A 21,219-nucleotide genomic window follows, 5' to 3' on the forward strand; every position below is an offset into this window, starting at 1 on the left:
AGCACGTCGTCAGCCGGTGGTGCTGATGCCGCCGTCCACCGGGATCACCGCGCCGGTGACGTACGCGCCGGCCCGGCCGGCCAGGAACACCGCCACCCCGGCCATGTCGTCCGGCCGCCCGATCCGGCCGAACGGCGCGGCCTCGGCGATGACGTCGCGGTGCTCGGCGAGCAGCGCCGCGGTCTGCCGGGACTCGAACGGTCCCGGCGCCACCGCGTTCACCGTCACCCGCCGCGGCACGAGCTCCTTCGCCAGCACCCGGGTCAGGTGGTGCAGCCCGGCCTTACTGGCCGAGTACGCGTACGCCGAGGGGTCGACCAGCGACAGCCCGGCGATGCTGCCCACGTTGATCACCCGCGCCGGGTCGTCCCCGGTGGCGGCGGCCGCCAGCAGCGGCAGCAGCGCTTGGGTGAGCAGGAACGGCGCCCTCAGATTGAGGTCCAGCACCCTGTCCCAGTCCTCGACGGGGAACTCGGCCAGCGGCGCCTGGGTGTGCACCCCGGCGTTGTTCACCAGCACGTGCAGCCGCTCCTCCCGCCCGGCGACCGCCTCCGCCAGGCCCCGGCACCCGCCGGCGGTCGACAGGTCGGCACGGAGGAAGGCCACCCGGCCGTGCCGGGACAGCTCGTCCACCACGGCGGCGCCGTCGGCGGCGGTGCGCGCGCTGACATACACCGAGGCCCCCGCCTCGAGCAGGCCGCACGCCATCATCCGGCCGATCCCGCTGGTACCCCCGGTGACCAGGGCGACCTTGCCGGTCAGGTCGAACAGCCCGCTCACCGCGCACCCGCCAACGCCGGGGCGAGCACGGTCGCGGCCCACCGCCGCGCCGGCATCGGCGCCACGCCGAGCCGCGCCCAGGTGTCGGTGGTGTCGGCGGCCAGGAAGTCGCTCGGCGCGTCGGACCTCGCCTCGTACTCCGCGATCACCCAGTCGGCGAACCCCGACCCGAGCACCGGGCGGGCCGGCTCCCCGTACTCCCGCGGCGACACCCGCCGGTAGCCGACCCGCCGGCCGAGCCCCGCTCCGAGCTCCGCGGCCAGCTCACCGAAGCTGAGCGGCGCCGCGCCGGCGAGGCCGAGCAGCTCCCCGGGCAGCTCGGCGGCCAGCGCCGCCACCGCCGCGGCGCCGACGTCCACCGCGCTCACCCAGGCGACCACGTCGTCGGCGGGACGCGGGTAGATCAGCTCCCCACCGGCGAGGGCCCGCAGCGCCCACGGCTCGGCGTGGTTGTCCAGGTACGCCGTCGGCGCCAGCACGGTGGCTCCGAGGTCGGCGACCGCCTCGGCCACCATCCGCACCCCGCGCAGGTGCGTGGCGCCCTCCTCCGGCACCGGGCACCCCATGTTCGCGACCACGGGGAGGCCGGCCGCGCGCAGCTCTCGGATCGACCCGACCACGGCCAGCGCGCCCTCCGGCGTGGCCAGGGACAGCGGGAAGTGCAGGAGGGCGGCGTCCACGCCCTCGGCGGCGGCCCGCACCGACGCCGGGTCGGCCAGGTCGGCCACCACCGCCCGGGCTCCCCCGCCCACCCACTCCCGGGCCCGCTCCGGCCGGCGGGTCGCCCGCACGTCGTGCCCACCCGCCGCGGTGAGTGCGGGCACCAGCCCGGACCCCTGCGCTCCCGCCGTCCCGAACACCAGCACCCTGGCACCGTCGAGCTCCATCGATCACCCTCCCCACCGCCGACCCGCCGCGGCCCGACCGTAGGCGGCACGGCTGGAGCCCCACTCGACAGCGGTGCTCCTCACTCGGCGGGGCGCAGGTCGGCCAGCTCGTAGAACACGTACCGGGTGCCGCGCCGGCGGATCTCGATCGGCGCCAGGATCCGGTAGCTGACCGGGAACCGGCGGCGCAGGCAGCGGGCGGCCGCGGCCGCCTCCGCGCCGTCGAGCGGCCGCGCGGTCGCCCGCAGGAACTCGCCCACCGGCCGGCCGCGCACCGTGCACGGCGCGATCTCGACCTCCGGGTGCCGGCGCAGCCGCCGCACCTTCGCGGTGGTGGCCGCGGTGCCGAACACCACCCGGTCACCGGCCACGGCGGCGTTCACCGGGGTGTCCACCCAGGAGCCGTCGCCACGCCGGGTGCGCAGCAGCGTCGCCCACCTCCGCAGCAACGGCGCCACCATCGGATCGGTCATCCCTGTCCCCTTCCTCGGCCCGGTACCCCTTCCACCCCGCTCGTGCCGGCGTGGATGGTGGGGGGCGTCCAGCGGTGCGGGCGCTCGGCGGCGCGCAGGGCCAGCCGCGCGGGCACCGCCCGGACCACGGCGTTCCGCACGCCCCTCGCGAGCGGGGAGGTCAGCCGAGTCGGCGCCCCGACGCGGACCGACAGCGCCGCCAGCCGCTGGGTGCGGGGGCGCCGGGCGGCGTCGTAGCGGGCGAGCCTCCCCGCGAGCGGGCCGCCGGCGGGGTCGGCCAGCACGGCCGCGAGCACCACCGCGTCCTCGATCGCCAGGCACGCGCCCTGGCCGAGATCCGGGGTCATGGCGTGCGCGGCGTCGCCCAGCAGCACCACCCGCCCGCGGTGGAACGGCGGGTACGGCCGGGGCAGCTGGTAGGCGTCGTGCCGGAGCACGGCCTCCGCGGGCGTGGTGGCGAGGTACGCGCCGACGGGTGCCGGCCAGCCGGCCCACCGGCGCAGCGCCTCGGCACGGTCGTCGGCGAACCGGGTGCCCTCGGCGACGTTCGCGCTCGCCCACCAGTAGCCGCGCCCGTCGACGAGGCGGGTGAGGGTGACCAGTTCCCCGTCGCCGCCCCAGGTCTGCACCACGTCGTCCAGCTCCACAGGGCCGGCGGTGACGCCCCGCCAGGCGGTGAACCCCGCGTAGGCCGGCGGCGGGGCGGCGGGCCACAGGCCGCGGCGGAGCGTGCCGCGCAGCCCGTCAGCCGCCACCACCAGCTCCACGGACACCTCGCGCCTGCCCCGGAAGTCCGAACAGGACACCACGGCGGGCGCGTCGGCCGAGCCGGGTGCGACGGCGGTGACCGTGGTCGCGGTGCGCAGGGTGCCGGCCGGCAGCGCGGCGACCAGCCGGCGGTGCAGGTCGGCCCGGTGGACGAGCAGCCCGGGCGTCCTGGTCACCGTGGTGGCGGGGGCGCGGAGCAGCCACCGGCCGCGATCGGTGCGCAGACCGACGAACCCCATCGGCCGGCCGATGGCCCGCAGCTCGTGCGCGACGTCCAGCTCCGCGAGCGCGGCGAGCGCGTTGGGCATGAGCGCCAGGCCCGCGCCGAGCTCCCCCGGCGCCGCCGACCGCTCCAGGACCTGGACCCGCCAACCGGCCTTGCGCAGTCCGATGGCGGCGGCGAGCCCGCCGATGCCGCCACCGACCACGACGGCGCTCGGCGCGGCCATCGGATCGCCCCCTTCCGTAGCCGCGCCACGGTGCCACCGCCGGCTCGGGCGCCGGTGGAGCGGCGCTGGAGCGCCGGGGAGCTCAGCCGAGCGCGGCGCGCAGGTCGGCGTAGCCGGGGCCGAGCCGGCGCAGGATCTCCACCGCCGCCGCGGTGTCCCCGGTGACCAGGTGGTACTGCAGCCCGCCGAACGACCGGGCCTGCCGCTCGGCGACCGCGGCGGCGGCGGGCCGGTCGACCTCGGCCAGCCACCATGCGGCGTCGGCCAGCCGGCGGGCGGCGAGCGGCACCGCGAAACGCACCAGGTGGGCGTGCACGTCCGCGGGCGGTCCCGCGGCCACCCGGTCGGCCAGCAGGGCCAGCGCGGCCGGCCCGCCGACGGAGCCAGGCTCCGGTCGGGCGCCCTCGCCGGCGCCGTCCAGCCACCGCGCGGCGGCCGGCAGTGCCGCGCGCACCGCCGCGCGCACGTCGACCTCCCGCACGCGGCGGAACCGGCTGCGCAGCTCGAAGGGCTCGGGGGCGTAGGCGATGGACTCGGCGCGCCACGCCGCGACGAACTCCGCGACCGGCAGGGTGCCGAACGGAAATCCGTGCGGGTCGTGCACGCGAACGATGTCGTCGTCCATTCCGAGAACCACCAGATAATGGTCGGCGCCGATCGCGCCGCCGGCGTCCGGCCAGTAGCGCAGCAGCCCGAGCTCAACCGGACCGACCAGCACCGGCCCGGCAGCGCACTCCGCGCGCAGCCGCGCGACCGCCTCCTCCTCGCTGCCTCCCGCCGCACGGTGGCAAGTCCAGCCGAGCCGGTCGACCGCGGTGTCGATGCCCAGCCGCGGGTCCCAGCCGTGGGGGTCGAAGAACGGCAGGTCGCCGGCGAGCTGCGCGCCGAAGGGGGATCCGGTGAGCACCTCGATCGCCGAAGCATCGCCGATCGCCGGCCCGCCAATCATCGCGAGTGAGTTGGAATAACAGTAGGGAACCGAACCAAGGAATCGCACGCGGCCCAGTCTGGCAAATTTCCCGGCAATTTCTCCACCGTGTGCGGGCAAGCTCGGGACGCGGGCGGGGCCGGCCGATCCGCGCACCGCGCCGGCCGGCACTCCGGTCCGCGACCGCTGAATCCGAGGGCGGCTGCTCAGCCGGCCGGAGCGCCGCCACCGCCCCGGCCTCCCCTGGCCTGGATGCCGTCGAGGAGGCAGTCCAGGCCGAGGGTGAAGCTGGCGTCCCAGTCGGTGCCGACCAGCGGGCCGTGCGCCGCCAGGGTCGGGTACCGGTCGCGGTGGTCGGCCAGGTGCCGCCGGATGGCGGTGGCCTCCCGCCGCTCGTCGCCCGCCCGCGCGCTGAGCTGCATCAGCACCGAGCCGATGACGTAGTTGGACACCGCGTACGCCGCCGCGGCCAGGCGCGGCTCGGCGAGCCCCGCCGCGGCCAGCGTGGCGTGCAGGAACTCGCTGCGGGCCAGCACGTTCGGGCCCAGCAGCGGCCGGCCGAGCAACGCCCCCGACCACGGGTGGCGCAGGAGGGTGCCGCGCCACCTGCCGACCAGCTCGGTCGCGTCGGCACGCCAGTCGCCGCTGGCCGCCGGGATCTCGACCTCACCGAACACGTGGTCCAGCGCGAGGTCGAGCACGTCGTCCTTGGTGCGGACGTGCCAGTACAGCGTCGTGGAGCCGGTGTGCCCAGCCGCTCGGCGAGGCGGCGCATGGTCAGCTGGTCGGGCCGAACGGCGCGGGCAAGACCACCCTGCTGCGGCTCGTCGCGGGCGACCTGCGGCCGGCCGAGGGGCGGGTGGCCCGCTCCGGCGGGCTGGGCGTGCTGCGCCAGTTCGTCGGCACCGTCCGCGACCGGCGCACGGTGCACGACCTGCTGGTGTCGGTGGCCCCGGACCGGGTCCGCGCGGCCGTGGCCGAGCTGGCGCGGGCGGAGCGCGCGCTGGCCGAGCGCGACGACGAGCCGGCCCAACTGGCCTACGCCCAGGCGCTGGCCGACTACGGTGACGCCGGCGGCTACGACCTCGAGGTCGTGTGGGACACCTGCGCCACGGCCGCGCTGGGGCTGCCGTACCCGGAGGCGCGCGACCGCCCGGTGCGGTCGCTGTCCGGCGGGGAGCAGAAGCGGCTGGTGCTCGAGGCGTTGCTGCGGGGGCCGGACGAGGTGCTGCTGCTCGACGAGCCGGACAACTACCTGGACGTGCCGGCCAAGGAGTGGCTGGAGCAGCGGCTGCGGGAGACCCGCAAGACGGTGCTGGTGGTCTCACACGACCGGCAACTGCTGGCCAACGCCGCCGACCGCATCGTGACGGTCGAGTCGCGCGGGGTGTGGGTGCACGGCGGTGGGTTCGACACCTACGCACGGGGGCGGCGGGACCGGATCGCGCGGCTGGCGGAGCGGCGCCGGCGATGGAACGAGGAGCACGCCAAGCTCCGGCGGCTGGTGCACACGCTGCGGCAGACCGCGGCGAACAACGACTCGGTGGCCTCCGCGTACCGCGCGGCGCGGACCCGGCTGGCCCGGTTCGAGGAGGTCGGCCCTCCCGAGCGCCCGCCGAAGGAGCAGAACGTGCGGATGCGGCTGCGCGGCGGGCGCACCGGCAAGCGCGCGGTGATCTGCGAGGGCCTCGCGCTGACCGGGTTGACCCGCCCGTTCGACCTGGAGGTCTGGTACGGCGAGCGGCTCGGGGTGGTGGGCGCCAACGGGACCGGGAAGTCGCACCTGCTCCGGCTGCTCGCCGAGGCGGCCGGCGGCGCCCCCTCCACTGACCCGCCCACGGTGCCGCACACCGGGTCGGTGCGGCTGGGAGCGCGCGTGGTGCCCGGCCGCTTCGTGCAGACCCACACCCGGCCCGACCTGCACGGCCGTACCCCGGCGGAGATCGTCACCGGGGAGTACGCGATGACGCTGAACGAGGCGATGTCCGCGCTCGCCCGCTACGAGCTGGCGGCGGCCGGCGCGCAGCGGTTCGAGACGCTCTCCGGTGGACAGCAGGCGCGGCTGCAGATCCTGCTGCTCGAGCTGTCCGGCGCGACGCTGCTGCTGCTCGACGAGCCGACCGACAACCTCGACCTCGCCAGTGCCGAGGCGTTGCAACGCGGGCTGGACGAGCTCTCCGGCACGGTGCTCGCCGTCACCCACGACCGCTGGTTCGCCGCCGACCTCGACCGGTACCTCGTGCTCGGCACCGACGGCACGGTCCGCGAGTCCGCCGAGCCGGTGTGGCACGACACCGCCGGCAGCCGCGCCTAGTCACGTCGCGAGGAGGTCACGCAGCGCCTCGATGACCGTGGCCGGGGCCTCCTCGGCCATGAAGTGGCCGGAGGAGACCGTGATGTGGGTCAACGCGGGTGCCCACGCCCGCCAGCGGGCGGCGGCGTCGAACCCGAGGGCGGCGCCCCAGTCCCGCTGGAGCACGGTCACCGGCATGCGGAGCTGGGTTCCGGCCTCCCGATCGGCGATGTCGTCGTCCACGTCGACCGTGGCCGAGGCCCGATAGTCGGCGACGATCGACGGGACGGCGTCGCGGGAGGCACGCAGGTACTCGGCCCTGATCTCCGCGGGAACGGCCGCGGGGTCCTCGACCCACGCGTCGAGGAAGTGGCCGAAGAACACGTCCGGGCACGCCCCGATCATCCGTTCGGGCAGGTCAGTGGGCTGGGCCATGAGGTAGAGGTGGAAGCCGACGGCCGCGAGCGTGCCACGCATCACCTCCCACATGTCCACGGTGGGCAGCACGTCGAGCGCGGCGAGCCGGGTGATCGTGTCCGGGTGGTCGAGCCCGGCGCGGAACGCGACGAGGGCACCGCGGTCGTGCCCGGCCACCGCGAAGCGCCGGTGACCGAGGGCGGCGGCGAGCGCGACGACGTCGTCGGCCATGGTGCGCTTGGCGTAGGCCCGCCCTTCGCGGTCGGCGGGCTTGTCGCTGTCGCCGTAACCGCGCAGGTCGGGGCAGATGACCGTGTGGTCGCCGGCGAGGTCGGCCGCGACGTGCCGCCACATCAGGTGGGTCTGCGGGAAGCCGTGCAGGAGCACCACGGGGTCGCCGGAGCCGGCGACGGCGACGGTGAGCGCGACGCCGTCGGCGACGGTGATCCGCTGGTAGTGGAATCCGGGGAGACGCACGGCTCGGTCCTTTCGGGGTCGGGTCGGCACCGCGCTCAGGTGCCGCGTCACCAGCCTCGGGGGTGGGAGTCAGCAGCCGATCAGCACGGGCCGAGCGTCGCCCGGACCGCCGGGGGGCGCGGCTAGAGTCCGCGGGGAGGGGTGATCGTGACGGCGGTGCGATTCGGAGTGCTCGGTCCGCTGACGGCCGAGGGTGCGGCGGGACCGCTCGCTCTCCGCGGGCCGCGGCACCGCGCGGTGTTGGCGCGGTTGCTGGTCGCGCGGCGGCGGGTCGTGCCGGTGCGCCGGCTGGTCGACGACCTGTGGGACGCGCCGCCGGAGGGCGCCGTCGGCGCGGTGCAGACGTTCGTGGCCGCGTTGCGACGGGCACTGGAGCCCGAGCGGCCGGCACGGGCCCCCGCCCGGTTGCTGGTGACCCAGGCGCCGGGATACGCCCTGCTCGCGACGCCGGACTCGGTCGACGCGTGGCGGTTCGAGACCGCGGTGTCTGAGTGCGGACGGTTGCTCGCCCACGGTTCGGTCGACGCCGCGCTGGCGCGAGCGGACGAGGCGATCGGGCTGTGGCGGGGGCCCGCGTACGCGGAGTTCGGCGAGTACGCATGGGCCGGCGGCGAGGTCGCCCGGCTGGACGAGCTGCGGCTGCTGGCCGTGGAGCGACGCACGGAGGCGCTGGTCGAGCTGGGGCGCGCGGCCGAGGCCGTGCCGGAGCTGGAGACCCATCTCGACGACCACCCCTGGCGCGAGGACGCCTGGCGGCTACTGGGACTGGCCCTGTACCGGAGCGGCCGGCAGGGTGACGCGCTGGGCGCGCTGCGCCGCGCGCGCCGGGCGCTGGCCGACGACCTCGGCGTCGACCCCGGACCCGGGCTGCGGCAACTGGAGTCGGACATCCTCGCGCACGCACCACACCTGCGACCGCGCGGAACGTCCACTCCCGCCGTCGTCCGGGCGGCCGATCGAGCCGCCGAGGACGGCCCGCCCCTGGTGGGCCGGGCCGGCGAGCTGGCCCGCCTGGCGGAGGCGGCCACGAACGCCGCCACCCGTGGCCGGCTTCGGCTCGCGCTGGTGTCCGGCGAGGCCGGCGCGGGCAAGACCGCGCTGGCCGAGGCCGTCACCACGCGGCTGGCCGCCCGGGGATGGACCACCGCGTGGGGCGGCAACCCGGACGGCGCGCCCGCCGCCTGGCCGTGGACCCGGCTGCTCACCACGCTGGCCGGCGCCGGACACGGGCCCGCGCCCCCGCCGGCGCGCCCGGGCGCGGCCGATCCCGTCCTGGCGCGGTTCCACTGGCACCGCGCCGTGGCCGGCTACCTCGCCAGGGTCGCGCGGCACGCTCCGCTGCTGCTGGTCCTCGACGACCTGCACCGGGCCGGCGAGGAGACCCTGGCGTTGCTGACCTCCGTGGTCGCCGACCCGGTCGCCGAGCCGGTGTTGGTGGTGGCGACCTACCGCACCACCGACGTCCCCGGCGCGCTGACCGCGTTCCTCGGCCGGGTCGCCCGCGCCGAGCCGACCAGGATCCACCTCGGTGGGCTCGGGCCGGCGGAGGTGCCCGAACTCGTGCGCGCCACCCTCGGCCGGGACGTGGACGGCGACACCGCACGCACGATCGGGCAGCGCAGCGGCGGCAACCCGTTCTTCGTCCGGGAGCTCGCCCGGCTGCTCGACTCCGAAGGCCCCGGCGCGCTGTCCTCCGTGCCCCCTGGTGTACGTGACCTCGTCCGCCACCGCGTGACGACGCTGCCCGAGCCCGTCCGGCGGGTGCTGCGGCGGGCCGCCGTGATCGGCATCGAGGTCGACGTCGACGTCCTGGTCGCGCTCACCGGTGAGCGGCCTCCCGTGCTCGACCTCCTCGAGCGGGCCGTGGCGCGGGGATTCCTCGTGGAGCTCGCCGCGGGGCGGTTCCGGTTCGCCCACGAGCTCATCCGCGACACGCTGTACCACGACCTGTCCCGGTCGCGCCGGGCGCGCTGGCACGCCGCGGTCGCCGAGGCGATCGAGCGGCTCCGCCCCGGCGACGTCGAGTCGCTGGCCCAGCACTACCTCCTCGCCGGCGACCCCACGACCGCGGAACCGGCCGCCCGCCACGCGCGCGCCGCCGCGGAGCGGGCCGAACGCCGGTTCGCGCCGCACGAGGCGGCGCGGCTGTGGGAGGCCGCGCTCGGCGCCCACGACCGCGCGGGCGACGAGGACCCCAGGGCGCGGCTCGACCTGATGACGGGGTGGGCGCGCGCACTGGCCCTGACCGGCGCCCTCGACCGGGCCAGGCGGCTGCGCGCGGACGCGCTCGACGTCGCGGAGAGCGTCGGCGACCCGGGGTTGACCGCACGGGTGATCGGGGCCTTCGACGTGCCCGCGAGCTGGACCGAGCACGACGACCCCGAGCTCGCCGGCCGGCTCGCCGCGGTCACCGAGCGCACCCTGGCCGCCCTCCCCCGCGACGCGACCGCGCACCGGAGCCGGCTGCTGTCCACCCTCGCGATGGAGCTGCGCAACACCGGCGGGGAGCGAGCCCGCGCGGCGGCGCGGGAGGCCGAGACGCTCGCGCGCCGCGTCGGCGACCCCGCCCTGCTCGCCTTCGCCCTCAACGCCCGCTTCCTGCAGGCGTTCGAGCGCGCCGGGCTCGCGCCGCACCGGGCGCGCCTCGGCACCGACCTCGTCGACGTGGCCTCCCGGCACGGCCTGGTGAGCTTCGAGGTGCTCGGCCACCTCGTCCTGCTCCAGGCCCACTGCGCGCTGGCCGACTTCGCCACCGCCGACCGGCACGCGGGCGCGGCCGACCGGCTCGGCGAGGATCACCAGCTGCCACTGGTGGGCGTGCTCACCCAGTGGTACCGGGCGCTGCGCAGCGCCGTCACCGGACCACCCGACGAGGCCGAGGCCGCCTATCGCGCCGCGGCCATCCGGCTGGCCGGGACCGGGATGACCGGGCTGGACAGCGGCCTTCTCCCCCTCGCCCTGCTCTGCCACCGCGTCCAGCACGGTCGGCCCGCGGGCACCGACCCGCGTACCGACTTCGGCCGCTACGCCCCCTGGTGCCGGCCACTCCAACTGTTGGCTGCCGGCGACGTCGCGCGGGTCGGGCAGGTGGCGCGCGGCATCCCCGACTCCCCCGGGGACCTGCTCCTCGAGGCCCGCGCCTGCCTGCACGCCGTCGTCGCCCTGCACCTCGGCGACCGTCCGACCATGGAACGCCGCTACGCCGACCTGCGGCCCGCCGCCGACGAGCTCGCCGGGGCCGGCAGCGGGTTGCTCACCCTCCGACCCGTCGCGCACCACCTCGGCGATCTCGCGGCCACGCTGGGCCGCCGCCGGGCCGCCGCCGAGCACTACCGGCACGCCGTGGACGTGGCCACCCGCGCCGGCGCGCCGCACTGGATCCGTGCCGCCCGCGCCGCGCTCGACCGGGTCGCCGCCCACGAGTAGCCGGCGGCCGCGGGCCGCTGCCCCCTGCCCTCGGCTACGGTGACCATCGAGGAGGCGGACATGCCCGACCACGACGAGACCGTGCGGGACCGGGGGCGCGGCAAGGCCGGCATCATCGAACGCCTCGCCGTGACCAAGCCGGCCGGCGGCTGAGGACTTCCCGCCGTGACCCCCTCCGTTTCCCGCGACCGGGCACTGGGTCTCCTCCTCGGCGGAGCGCTGGGCGACGCGTTGGGCGCGCCGTTCGAGGGCAGGGCGGCCGTCGACGCCGCCGAGATCGCGGCGGTCGAGCGCGCGGCGAATCCGCTGGCCCACACCGACGACACCGCGCTCACCCTCGCGCTCGCCGCGCACCTCGCCGCCCGCCGGGACGACCACGGTGGGCTCGTCGACCCGGACGCCCTCGCCCGCGAGCTCGCCGCGGCCTGGCGGGCCGAGCCGTGGCGCGGCTACGGGCCGGGGGCCGCGCGGGTGTTCGAGCTGATCGACAACGGGACACCCTGGCGTGCGGCGGCATCGGCCGCGTTCGGCGGCGCGGGCTCCTTCGGCAACGGCGCGGCCATGCGGGTGGCACCGGTCGCGCTCGTGACCACGAGCGCGCGGCAGGCGGCCGAGCTGGGCGCGCGCACCGGCGAGCTCACCCACGCCCACGAGCACGGCCGGTTCGGCGCCGCCACCCAGGCCGCCGCGGCCTACCTCGCCCTGCGCGGCGACCCGGCGCGGCCGGTGGACGTCACCCGCTTCCTGCGCGAGCTCCACAGGGCGGTGCCGTCCCGGCCGTGGCACGAGAAGCTCAACCGCGTCGCCGAGCTCGTCCGCACGGCCGCGGAGCCCGAGCACGCGGCCCGCGCCCTCGGCAACGACGTCTCCGCGCTGGGCTCGGTGCCCGCGGCGGTGCTGGCGTTCCTCCAGCACCCCGACGACCCGGTCGCCACCCTCCGCTACGCGCTCCGCGTCGCCGGCGACGCCGACACCATCGCCGCGATGGCCGGCGCGCTCGCCGGGGCCCGGTGCGGGGCGGGTGCCTTCCCCCGCGCCTGGGTCGACCGGCTGGAGGCCGCCGCGGCCCTCCACGAGCTGGCCGGCCGCCTGGCGGGGTGATCGCCCCGGGAACCGGTCACGCCGCCACGGCGGCCAGCACCACACCCGCGCCGACACCCACCAGCAACGTCGCCGCGCCGGCGGTGTAGGCGGTGCCGCGGGCCCAGCGTGCCCGCGCCCCACCCTCGCGAGTCCCGGCCTCCCGGAACAGCGGCGCGATCCAGCGCAGGTAGTAGAACACGCTGGCCACCGTGTTCACCGCGGCCAGCACCACCAGCCAGCCGAGCCCGGCGTCCAGCCCGGCGGTGAACACGGTCAGCTTGCCGGCGAACACCGCCGTCGGTGGGGTGCCGACGAACCCCAGCAGACACACCACGAGGGTGAGCGCCAGCAACGGGTCCCGATAGAACAGTCCACTGTAGTCGGACAGCTGATGGGCGCCGGGGCGCGCGGCGACGACCGCGAACGCGCCGAGGTTGGTCACCGTGTACCCCACCAGGTACAGCAGCAGCGCCGGCCGGGCCAGCTCGGCGCCGGCGGCGGCCGGGGCGATCAGCAGGTACCCGACCTGGCTCACCGTGGAGTACCCGAGCAGCCGGCGCACGTCGTCCTGGCCGAACGCGGCGAGGTTGCCCAGCGTCATCGACGCCACGGCCAGCAGCGCGAGCAGCAGGGCCACCCCACCCGCGGCCGGCACCGCGTCGGTCACCAGCCGGTACAGCGCGGCGATCGCCCCGACCTTGGGGACGGTGGTGAGGAACGCGGCCACCCCGATCCCGGTGCCCTCCACCGCGTCGGGCAGCCAGAAGTGCCCTGGCACCGCGCCCGCCTTGAACAGCAGCCCGGCCGCCGTGGCCACCACCGCGCCCACCACCGCTGGCGGCGGGGCGGCGCGCAGCCCCTCCGCCAGCGCCGGGTAGCCGCTCGCCCCACCCAGTCCGAACAGGACGGTGATGCCGGCGAGCATGGTGATCCCCAGCAGCGCGCCGAACAGCGCCAGCTTGAGCGCGGCCTCGGTGCCCCCGGCATCCTTGCCGAACCCGGCCAGCGCGTAGAGCGGCACGGTGGCCAGCAGGTAGGCCGCGGCCAGCACCAGCAGGTCGTTCGCCCCGGCCAGCAGCACCGCGCCCAGCGCGGCCAGCAGCACCAGCGTCGCGAACTCGGTCTCCCGCGGGTGGTGTCGCACCTGGTCGCGGGAGATCGCGAGCACCAGCGGGACCGCACCGGCCACCACCGCCCGCACGACGTGCAGCGTGGCGTCGATCTGGTAGCCGGCGGAGAACACCGCGCGGTCCGGGCCGGCCGCGGCGACCGCGGTGGCCACCAGCGCGGCCAGCGCCGCGAGCGCGGCGACGGCGTGCGCCGGCCACTGCTGCCGCCGCGGCAGCCACAACCCGACCAGCAGGCTGGCGACCGCGCCGAGCAGCAGGCACAGCTCGGGCAGCAGCGCGAGGACGTCCATGCTGTGACCGGTCACCGGGCCACCAGCTCCGCCACCACCCACGCCGCGGGCTCGATCAGGTCCAGCAGGAAGCGCGGGAACACGCCGACCAGCACCACGAGCGCCAGCAGCGGCCCGACGGCGAGCAGCTCGCTCGGCCGGGTGTCGAGGAACCCTGCCGCCACGTCCGGCCGCCGCGGGGTGCCGAGGAGGACGCGGTGCAGTGCCCGCAGGAACAGCGCCGCGGTGAGCAGGATGCCGAGCAGCGCCAGCGCGACGGCCACCGGTCGAGTGGCGAAGCCGCCGGTGAAGATCTGGAACTCGGCGACGAACCCGGACAGGCCCGGCAGGCCCAGCGCGGCGAACGCGGCCACCGTGGTGAGGCCGGCGAACCGCGGCGCGCGGGCGGCCAGCCCACCGAAGTTCCCCATCTCGTAGCCGCCCGCGCGGTCCCGGAGGAGCCCGGCGAGCAGGAACAGCGCGCCGGTGATCAACCCGTGACTGACCATCTGGGTGACCGCGCCGGTGGTCGCCAGCGCCCGCGCGGCGACGTCGGCGCCGGTGACCGTGCCGGCGGCACCCAGCGCGAGCGCGATGTATCCCATGTGGTTGACCGAGGTGTAGGCGACCATTCGCTTGAAGTCGGTCTGCGCGAGCGCCACCAGCGCCCCGTACAGCGCGCCGAGCACACCCACCACCACGACCACGCCGGCGTACTGCCGCCACGCGCCGGGCAGCAGCGGCATCGCGATCCGGACGAAGCCGTAGGTGCCCATCTTCAGTAGCACCCCGGCCAGGATGGCCGACCCGGCCGCGGGCGCGTCGGTGTGCGCCGGCGGCAGCCAGGTGTGGAACGGCACCAGCGGTGTCTTCACCGCCAGGCCGATGCCGACGGCGAGCAACGCCAGCCCGGCCCCGGTGGTCGCCGCGCCGAGCGGCCGCGTGGCGGTGAGCTCCGGGATGTCGAAGGTGTGCGGGTCGGCGGCGAGGTACAGCCCGATGAAGCCGAGCAGCAGCGCCAGCGAGCCGAGGAACGTGTAGAGGAAGAACAGCAGCGCCGACCGGCGGCGCGCACCGTGTCCCCACCCGGCGATGAGGAAGTACATGCCCACGATGGACAGGTCGAAGAACAGGAAGAACAGGATCAGGTCGAGCGCGGCGAACAGCCCGACGCAGGTGGTCTCCAGGAACAGCATCAGCGCCACGTAGCCGCGCACTCGGCGGGTCTCCCGCAGCGAGTAGACGGCCACCGCGAGGAACAGCACGGCGGTCAGCGCCACCAGCGGCAGCGAGATGCCGTCGACACCGACGTGGTAGGACACGCCCGCGCTGGGAATCCACGCCACCCTGGCCTCGTGGCCGTAGCCGGGGCCCCGGTAGCCGATCCACAGCGCGACGACCAGAGCCAGCTCGACGGCGGCCGCGCCGACGAATCCGGTCCGCCGCGCCCGGTCGGGCAGCCGGGGCAACGCGGCGAGCAGCAGCCCGGCCGCGAGCGGGAAGAACACCACCAACGTCAGCACGACTCAGCCCACCTCCGCGATCACCAGGGCCAGCACCAGCAGGGCCAGCACCACCATCGCCTGGGCGTAGTAGTGGTGCAGCTGCCCGGTCTGCGGCCGGCGGGCCAGCCCGCCGAGCCGCCGGCCGCCCGCGCCGACCCGGGCCACGCCGGCGCTGATCCCCCGCTCCCACCGTCTGTCCACGGTGGACGCCGCGGCGATCCCCGCGTCGCCCAGTCCGGTGACCGCGCGGGCCAGTCCACGGTCGTCCAGGGACGCCAGCCGGCGCGCGGCGGTGAGCGTGCCGGAGCCGAGCCCGGCCACCGCCGCGGCCAGCAGCCGGTCGTCCACGGCGGCCAGCACGCGGGCCAACGCCGACAACGGCCGCACCAGCGCCCAGCCGGCCAGCGCCCGCAGCCCGAGCCAGTCCTTCCCCGCCACGCTGGCCCACCGGGGAAGCGGCGCGCCTCGCCGGGTCCACCACCAGGCCACGACGAGCGCGACCAGCGCCACCGCGGCGGCGAGCACCGCCTCGCCGGGGTGCGGCGACGGCACCCATGCCAGCGCGACCAGCCCGGCGCCAGCGGCGGGCACGGCCAGCGCGACCAGCGCCACCCGTGCCCCGGCGGGCACGGCGGCCCGCTCCCGCGCCGGCCCGGTGAGCACCGCGGTCAGTGCTCGGCCGGCGTAGACCGCGCTCAGCGCGGCGGCGGCCAGCCCCGCGACGCGCAGCGCGGGCCCCGCGCCGGCGAGGGTCAGTTCCTTGGTCACCCACAGCGACAGCGGCGGGACGCCGGCCAGCGCGAGGGCACCGGCGGCGAAGGTCCCGCCGAGCACCGGCGACGCCCGCGCGGCGCCGCGCAGCGCGGCGAGGTCCTTGGTGCCGAGCACCGCCAGCCAGGTGCCGGCGACGAGGAAGAGCAGGCTCTTCACCGCGGCGTGCGCCACCAGGTGCGCGGCGCCGCCGGCGACCGCCCCGGTGCCGGCGGCCAGGAACAGCAGGCCGAGCTGCGCGCTGGTGGACGCGGCCAGCAGCTGCTTGAGGTCGCGCTGGGCGCAGGCCACCGCGCCGAGCACCACCGCGGTGGCCGCGCCCAGCCAGGCGGCCACCGACCCGCCCCAGCCGGAGGCGTGCAGCGCCGGCACCAGCCGCAGCACGAGGTATCCACCGGCGGCGACCATGGTGGCGGAGTGCAGCAGCGCGCTGACCGGGCTCGGACCAGCCATCGCGCCGGACAGCCAGAACGACAGCGGGAGCTGGGCGGACTTGCCGGCCGCGGCCAGCAGCACACCCGCGACGACCAGGTGCGACCACGGCGCGGGCAGCGCGGCGAGCCGGTCGAGGTCGAGGGTGCCGGCGGCGGCGAACGCGGCGCCGGCGGCCAGGTAGAGCCCCAGGTCGGCGGCGCGGGTGGTGAGGAACGCGGTCGTCGCCGCGCGCACCCGCCCGGTGTCCCGCCACCAGAAGCCGATCAGCGCGTAGGACGCCGCACCCATCACCTCCCAGCCGAGCAGCAGCGCCAGCAGATCGTCGGCGGTCACCGCCAGCAGCATGGCGCCGGCGAACAGCAGCATGAGCCCGAAGAACCGGGCCTGCCCCCCGGGCGGGGGCAGCGCGGCGGCGAAGCCGAGCACCGCGAGGGTCACCGCGGTGACCATGACGACCAGCACGCCGGGCAGGCCGTCGCCGGTGAGCGTCAGCGGCAGGCCGGCCAGCCACGGCGCGCGGGCCGCGGGCCCGGTGAGCGCGACGGCGACGGCGAGCCCGAGCCCGACCGCGGCGACGGCCACCGCCACCGGTGCGGCCGCCCGGTCGAGCCGGTGGGACCGGGCCGGTGCCGCCGCGACCAGCGCCGCGCCGGTCAGGGCCGGCAGGCCGACCAGGCACCACGGCAGCGCGCTCATCCGCGCAGCTCCGCCGCCATGTCGGTCATGTCGACGCCGCGGGCGCGGTAGAGCGCGATGACCACGGCGAAGCCCATCGCCATCTCGACGGCCATCACGACCATGGCCACCAGCACCAGCACCTGCCCGTCCGGGCGCAGTGGCCAGACGAAGTACCAGAACGCGGCCGCCGCCACCAGCACCGCGTTGACCATCAGCTCCAGGCCCATCATCACCATGACGATGGACTGCTGGGACAGCGCGCCGTAGAGCCCGACCGAGAACAGCGCGGCGGCCAGCACCAGGAACGCCTGCAACGTCATCCGGAATCACCCCCGTGGCCACCGTGGCTCGTCCCATGGCCGCCGCCGTGGCCGTGCCCGCCGTGCCCACCGTGGCTTTCCCCGTGGCCGCCGTGTCCGGTGGGATGCGTGGGGGTGGCGGCGTCGCCGTAGCGGCCGCGGGCCGTGGCGAGCACGGTCGCGCCGATCATCGTGGCGAACAGGGCGACGCCGACGACCATCATCACCAGCATGTGGCCGCCCATCACCGCCTCGCCCAGCTGCCGCGTCGGATCGGCGGCGCGCGGCCCGTACGCCGCCGGCCACGGCACCAGCAGCGCGGCCGCGGTGAGCCCGGCGAAGACGGCCGCGGCGATCGCCAGCGCGCCCCGCTTGTTGTGCACCATCTCCATCGGCTCGAGGCCGGCCGGGTTCATCATGAACATGATCATGAAGACGGCCATGATCGCCATTTCCATGGTCATCATGAGCACGGTCAGCACCCCGAGGTAGTCCAGGTCCAGCAGGAGCAGCTCCCCGGCGACGAACACGAACGACAGCAGCAGCGCCACCGTCGCCCTGGCCATGGAGTCCACCCGGAACACCGCGACCCCGGCGGCCACCGCGAGCACGCCGAGGACCGCGAACAGCACGATCTCCATCCCGCGTCACCTCACCACGACGACCCCGACCACCAGCAGCTGCGCCAGCACCAGCGGCAGCAGCACCGTCCACCCCCAGGTCATCAGGCGCTCCACCGGCAGCCTCGGCAGCCGGTGCCGCAGCCACACCAGCACGGCGAGCACGGCTGCGGTCTTGACCAGCGACCACAGCCACGGCGGCAGCAACGGCCCCATGCCACCGCCGAGGAACAGCGGCACCGCGAACGCCGCGCCCGCGGCCAACATGAGGTACCGGCCGGCGCGCAGGACGAGGGCGTCCACACCGGACACTTCTACGCTGGCGCCGCCGGCGATGTCACCGCCCACCGGGTTGGCCAGCGGGCCCCAGAACGCCACGCCGACGATCCCGACCAGGTAGACCGCGAACGCCGCCGGCATCCACACGGCGAACCAGAGGCCGTCCTGCGCCCGCACCACGTCCCCGACCCGCAGCGACGCGGCGGCCAGCGGGGGCGCGGTGAGCGCGAACATCAGCGGCAGCTCGTAGGCGAGCGCCTGGGCCAGGAAGCGGTAGCCGCCGACCAGCGCGAACGCCGAGTTCGCGCCCCAGCCGACCAGCCACACCAGCATCCAGAGCAGGACCTCCATGGCGTTGAACCAGACGACGCCGGCGGAGAGGTCCGCCACGACGTGCTCGCCGAGCGGCACCACCATCGCGGCCAGCAGGGCGGCCACGACGATCCCGGCCAGGCCGGCGCGCCACAGCACCAGGTCGGCGCGCGGGATCCGGCGCCGCTGCCGGACCAGCAGGCGGGCGGCCGCGTAAAGCGGCGTTGTCAGCTCGGCGGCCACCGGGCGGCCGGCGGCGCGGGCGGCGAGTCCGGCGTGCAGCGCCGCCGCGGCCAGCGCCAGCGCGCCGAGCACCACGGGCAGCACCAGAACCGTCCACAGTGGCGCTTCACGGACCACGGCCGGCCCCCTCGCGGGTCGGCAGCGCGGCGAGGTCGGGGGCGAGGCCGGCCACGATCAGCCGGGTGGTGGTCAGGTCGGTGCCGGTGACGAGGTCCGGCAGCTCGGCCAGCTCGCGCCGCGGCCGGTCCGGACTGGCCCGGTCCGTGGGGCCGGCCAGCTCGGCTGCCCCCTCCGGCCCCGCCGATGTCCTCGGCTCGTCCGCCCCCTCGGACCCGTTCGGATGGTCCCGCTCACCTGGCCGGTCCGGCCCGCCGGGCTTCCCCAGCTCGGCCGCCCCGCCTGGCCGGGCTGGTTGGCCCGATGGCCCGTCCGTGCGGGGCGGGGTGGCGGACTCGGCGCTCGGCGGCGCGGCGTCCAGGTCGGGCAGGAGCGCGTCGACGTCGCGCAGCCAACCGCGCAGCCGGTCGGGAACGTCCCCGCGCTCGGGCAGCGCGGCGGCCAGCAGGCGGCTGTGCTCGACGCGCCGGCGGAGCCGGGCGAACCGGGACGCCAGCGCGGCGCCGGGCTCGCCGGCGAGCAGCCGGTCGCGCAGGTCCTGGGCGGCCAGGTGTGCGGCCGGCCAGCCGGCGACGGCGAGCAGCCGGGCGAGGGCGTCCAGCCGTCCGGCCGCGTGTCGCCGCGCCGACCCGCGCCAGTACGAGCCGGTGACCGGCTCGGTGCCGAGCACGTCGACCTCCGCGTGCTGGACGACGTCGCCCTGGACCCGCAGGCCCAGCCGCAGTCCGGCCGGCCAGTGCGGGAGCACCGGGCCCAGGAAGACCGTCAGCGCGTCCAGCTCGAGCCCGTCGCGGTCCGGGGCGGTGCCGGCCATGGGGAGGTCGGGCCAGTCGTGTCCGGCGCGGCCGGGGCGGGCGGTGGCCAGCCGCCGCGGCAGGGTGGCCAGCCGGTCCGACACCTCGGCGGTGTCCACAAGAGATAGTCGAACGGCGGGGGCGGGCAGCTGTCGGGCGGTGTGCTCGACCGCGCCGGCCAGTGACGCCCCGACGGGACCGGCCACCACCATCGCGTCCGCGCCCGCGGGGGACTCGGCGAGCGGCCAGCCACGGGTGCGGCAGAACCGCTCGACGGCCAGCCGGACCGACGTGCCGGCGGGGGTGGGCACCAGCAGCACCGCCGGCCGGCGGGACGCGGCCGCGCGCAGCCGGGTGGTCAGCGCGGTCAGGTCCATCAGGTCCATCTCAGCCCGCCCTCGCGCCAGACGTAGAGCACGCCGACCATCAGCAGGGCCAGGAACGCGAACATCTCGACGACGGCCGTGGTGCCGACGTCGGCCGCGACCACCGCCCACGGGTACATGAAGACCATCTCCATGTCGAAGGCGAGGAAGAGCAGGGTGACCGGGTACCAGCGGACGTGGAAGCGGGACACGGCGTGCTCGCGGGGCGACTGGCCGGAGAGGAAGGCCGGGGTGACCAGCGGCTCGGGTCGCGCCGCCACCAGGTGACCGAGCCCGTACGCGGCGGCGACCAGGAGCAGCCCGGTCGCCGCCACCAGTAGTGCGGGCACGTACTCGCCCACTCCGGCACCTCCCCGTCGATTGGCGCCGACGAGGTACCCGAACCCGCCGCGAGGAAAACCCCTCCTCCGGCCGAGCGCGATCCCGCATCCGCGGCCCCACCCGCGAGGCCGGCGCTCGGCGTCCGGCGGACCCCGGGCGCCGCGACCGCTCGCGCGGAGACCGGGCTTGCCGGAGCCACGCCGCGGAGACTCCGGCCCACGAGCCCCCGCACGCCCTGGGTCTGGATCCGGCTCCATGCTGTCCGCACCCCCCTGGGCGGGCAGCGCGGTAAGCGCTTCCACTGTCTTGGTCGTCCACCTCCGGCGAGGAGCGTGGCCAACTCTTGCCCTCCTACTCGGCCGTCCTACCCGGCCGCTCCTACTCGGACGATCGGGCAGGACATGCAGCGCGCGGGCCGCCCCGGCCGGAGCCGAGCTCGGCCCCGGCGATCCTGAGCCGGTCCTACTCGGCTGGCCCTACTCAGCCGCTCCTACGTGCCGCCCCTACTCAGCAGCAGCCGAAGGCCGGTGCCCACTGGAAACTGACGCCCACGCCACTGGACTGGCCCTGCCGATGATTCCACCGAATGGGCGGACCTTGGCACGAACGGAGCCGTCGGTCCCGCGAAACGCCCCGAGTTGTCCACACTTTCCCGACCCGCCTTCCCCACGCCCTGACCAGCGGTAAGCTGGAAGCGGGGCCGGTCCCCCGGAGTGGGTGGGGGCTGCTCTAAAAGGGGGTCGACAGCCAAAGCAGCCGGCGAAACGGCGACGCGCGCGGCGAATACGCCGACGTTGGCGGCGATCATGACAATACGCCTGGTTTACACATCAAACACAGCGGCGCGCACACGCAAGGCCACCACCAGAACGCCACCTGAGCCGGCGAACCCACCGACGCTCACCGGCCAACACCAACTCACCCGGCCAACACACCGTCGTGGGCAGCGAACACGACGACGCCACCGGCAACACGCCCGACGTGGGCAGCCAACACGACGACACCACCGGCCAACACGGCGACGCCACCGGCCAACACACCGCCACCGGCAGCCAACACGACGACACCACCGGCCAACA

18 protein-coding genes and 1 pseudogene are annotated in these 21,219 nt (G+C 76.4%); 3 read left to right on the plus strand and 16 right to left on the minus strand.

The window, feature by feature from the left end:
- Nucleotides 1-9 precede the first annotated feature (9 nt).
- The 6 genes from BM051_RS27305 to BM051_RS27330 all read right to left on the minus strand — a co-directional run bounded on the left by BM051_RS27305 (nucleotide 10) and on the right by BM051_RS27330 (nucleotide 4,986).
- The gene (locus BM051_RS27305) at nucleotides 10-780 is read right to left on the minus strand and encodes an SDR family oxidoreductase (protein ID WP_092536657.1); all 771 of its coding nucleotides are present in this window, start codon (nucleotides 778-780) and stop codon (nucleotides 10-12) included.
- Nucleotides 777-1,667 (minus strand): SDR family oxidoreductase, encoded by an 891-nt coding sequence (locus BM051_RS27310; RefSeq protein WP_092536660.1) that lies wholly within the window; start codon nucleotides 1,665-1,667, stop codon nucleotides 777-779. Before BM051_RS27310 ends, BM051_RS27305 begins: the two co-directional genes overlap by 4 nt.
- Before the next feature lie 80 nt (nucleotides 1,668-1,747).
- Nucleotides 1,748-2,140, minus strand: coding sequence for a PPOX class F420-dependent oxidoreductase (locus tag BM051_RS27315; protein ID WP_092536663.1), 393 nt, complete (start codon nucleotides 2,138-2,140; stop codon nucleotides 1,748-1,750).
- Nucleotides 2,137-3,357: an FAD-dependent monooxygenase gene (locus tag BM051_RS27320; protein ID WP_092536666.1), complete on the minus strand. Its 1,221-nt coding sequence runs from the start codon at nucleotides 3,355-3,357 to the stop codon at nucleotides 2,137-2,139. Before BM051_RS27320 ends, BM051_RS27315 begins: the two co-directional genes overlap by 4 nt.
- Nucleotides 3,358-3,439: 82 nt before the next feature.
- On the minus strand, nucleotides 3,440-4,306 hold the full coding sequence (locus tag BM051_RS27325; RefSeq protein ID WP_092536669.1) for a cysteine peptidase family C39 domain-containing protein: 867 nt from the start codon (nucleotides 4,304-4,306) through the stop codon (nucleotides 3,440-3,442).
- A gap of 185 nt (nucleotides 4,307-4,491) precedes the next feature.
- A complete protein-coding gene (locus BM051_RS27330) occupies nucleotides 4,492-4,986 on the minus strand; it encodes a TetR/AcrR family transcriptional regulator C-terminal domain-containing protein (RefSeq protein WP_208325867.1) in 495 nt (164 codons plus the stop codon).
- Between the two features lie 137 nt (nucleotides 4,987-5,123).
- Between BM051_RS27330 and BM051_RS27335 the strand changes: the two genes are divergently transcribed.
- Nucleotides 5,124-6,599 (plus strand): ATP-binding cassette domain-containing protein, encoded by a 1,476-nt coding sequence (locus BM051_RS27335; RefSeq protein ID WP_342351679.1) that lies wholly within the window; start codon nucleotides 5,124-5,126, stop codon nucleotides 6,597-6,599.
- Here the strand turns inward: BM051_RS27335 and BM051_RS27340 are convergent, their stop codons facing one another.
- Nucleotides 6,600-7,472 (minus strand): alpha/beta fold hydrolase, encoded by an 873-nt coding sequence (locus BM051_RS27340; protein WP_166677631.1) that lies wholly within the window; start codon nucleotides 7,470-7,472, stop codon nucleotides 6,600-6,602.
- 156 nt (nucleotides 7,473-7,628) lie between these two features.
- On the opposite strand from BM051_RS27340, the gene BM051_RS27345 reads away from it, so the two are divergent.
- Nucleotides 7,629-10,898 (plus strand): ATP-binding protein, encoded by a 3,270-nt coding sequence (locus tag BM051_RS27345; RefSeq protein ID WP_092536756.1) that lies wholly within the window; start codon nucleotides 7,629-7,631, stop codon nucleotides 10,896-10,898.
- A 165-nt stretch (nucleotides 10,899-11,063) separates the two neighbouring features.
- Nucleotides 11,064-11,999 (plus strand): ADP-ribosylglycohydrolase family protein, encoded by a 936-nt coding sequence (locus BM051_RS27350; protein WP_092536672.1) that lies wholly within the window; start codon nucleotides 11,064-11,066, stop codon nucleotides 11,997-11,999.
- Between the two features lie 16 nt (nucleotides 12,000-12,015).
- On the opposite strand, the gene BM051_RS27355 is transcribed toward BM051_RS27350, so the two are convergent.
- The 9 genes and pseudogenes from BM051_RS27355 to BM051_RS30770 form a co-directional block, all read right to left on the minus strand.
- Nucleotides 12,016-13,416 carry an NADH-quinone oxidoreductase subunit N gene (locus BM051_RS27355; protein ID WP_243859314.1) on the minus strand — a complete coding sequence of 467 codons (1,401 nt, stop codon included), beginning with the start codon at nucleotides 13,414-13,416 and terminating at the stop codon, nucleotides 12,016-12,018.
- Entirely contained in the window at nucleotides 13,413-14,903 is a 1,491-nt protein-coding gene (locus tag BM051_RS27360; RefSeq protein ID WP_092536678.1) for a complex I subunit 4 family protein, read from the minus strand. Before BM051_RS27360 ends, BM051_RS27355 begins: the two co-directional genes overlap by 4 nt.
- A gap of 3 nt (nucleotides 14,904-14,906) precedes the next feature.
- Nucleotides 14,907-16,787, minus strand: a complete 1,881-nt coding sequence (locus BM051_RS27365) for a proton-conducting transporter transmembrane domain-containing protein (protein ID WP_092536681.1) — start codon at nucleotides 16,785-16,787, stop codon at nucleotides 14,907-14,909.
- Complete coding sequence (nuoK, locus tag BM051_RS27370) at nucleotides 16,784-17,089, minus strand: NADH-quinone oxidoreductase subunit NuoK (protein WP_092536684.1); 306 nt, start codon at nucleotides 17,087-17,089, stop codon at nucleotides 16,784-16,786. Before nuoK ends, BM051_RS27365 begins: the two co-directional genes overlap by 4 nt.
- Nucleotides 17,086-17,709 carry an NADH-quinone oxidoreductase subunit J gene (locus tag BM051_RS27375; RefSeq protein ID WP_092536687.1) on the minus strand — a complete coding sequence of 208 codons (624 nt, stop codon included), beginning with the start codon at nucleotides 17,707-17,709 and terminating at the stop codon, nucleotides 17,086-17,088. The genes nuoK and BM051_RS27375 overlap by 4 nt, the downstream gene beginning before the upstream one ends.
- A 6-nt stretch (nucleotides 17,710-17,715) precedes the next feature.
- On the minus strand, nucleotides 17,716-18,639 hold the full coding sequence (locus tag BM051_RS27380; protein WP_092536690.1) for a complex I subunit 1 family protein: 924 nt from the start codon (nucleotides 18,637-18,639) through the stop codon (nucleotides 17,716-17,718).
- On the minus strand, nucleotides 18,629-19,819 hold the full coding sequence (locus BM051_RS27385) for a hypothetical protein (protein WP_092536693.1): 1,191 nt from the start codon (nucleotides 19,817-19,819) through the stop codon (nucleotides 18,629-18,631). Before BM051_RS27385 ends, BM051_RS27380 begins: the two co-directional genes overlap by 11 nt.
- Entirely contained in the window at nucleotides 19,810-20,160 is a 351-nt protein-coding gene (locus BM051_RS30165) for an NADH-quinone oxidoreductase subunit A (protein WP_092536696.1), read from the minus strand. The genes BM051_RS27385 and BM051_RS30165 overlap by 10 nt, the downstream gene beginning before the upstream one ends.
- Nucleotides 20,161-20,504: 344 nt before the next feature.
- Nucleotides 20,505-20,596: pseudogene (locus tag BM051_RS30770) on the minus strand (arginine deiminase family protein); the annotation flags it as partial.
- Between the last annotated feature and the right edge of the window lie 623 nt (nucleotides 20,597-21,219).

The sequence above is a fragment of the Amycolatopsis arida genome (assembly GCF_900115565.1).
GTDB lineage: Bacteria > Actinomycetota > Actinomycetes > Mycobacteriales > Pseudonocardiaceae > Yuhushiella > Yuhushiella arida.

What these genes read in the sequence shown, in the direction of transcription:
- BM051_RS27310 (WP_092536660.1), bottom strand. Translation starts at nt 1,667, where the DNA reads ATGGAGCTCGACGGTGCCAGGGTGCTGGTGTTCGGGACGGCGGGAGCG.
- BM051_RS27315 (WP_092536663.1), bottom strand. Translation starts at nt 2,140, where the DNA reads ATGACCGATCCGATGGTGGCGCCGTTGCTGCGGAGGTGGGCGACGCTG.
- BM051_RS27320 (WP_092536666.1), bottom strand. Translation starts at nt 3,357, where the DNA reads ATGGCCGCGCCGAGCGCCGTCGTGGTCGGTGGCGGCATCGGCGGGCTC.
- BM051_RS27325 (WP_092536669.1), bottom strand. Translation starts at nt 4,306, where the DNA reads ATGATTGGCGGGCCGGCGATCGGCGATGCTTCGGCGATCGAGGTGCTC.
- BM051_RS27365 (WP_092536681.1), bottom strand. Translation starts at nt 16,787, where the DNA reads ATGAGCGCGCTGCCGTGGTGCCTGGTCGGCCTGCCGGCCCTGACCGGC.
- nuoK (WP_092536684.1), bottom strand. Translation starts at nt 17,089, where the DNA reads ATGACGTTGCAGGCGTTCCTGGTGCTGGCCGCCGCGCTGTTCTCGGTC.
- BM051_RS27375 (WP_092536687.1), bottom strand. Translation starts at nt 17,709, where the DNA reads ATGGAGATCGTGCTGTTCGCGGTCCTCGGCGTGCTCGCGGTGGCCGCC.
- BM051_RS27385 (WP_092536693.1), bottom strand. Translation starts at nt 19,819, where the DNA reads ATGGACCTGATGGACCTGACCGCGCTGACCACCCGGCTGCGCGCGGCC.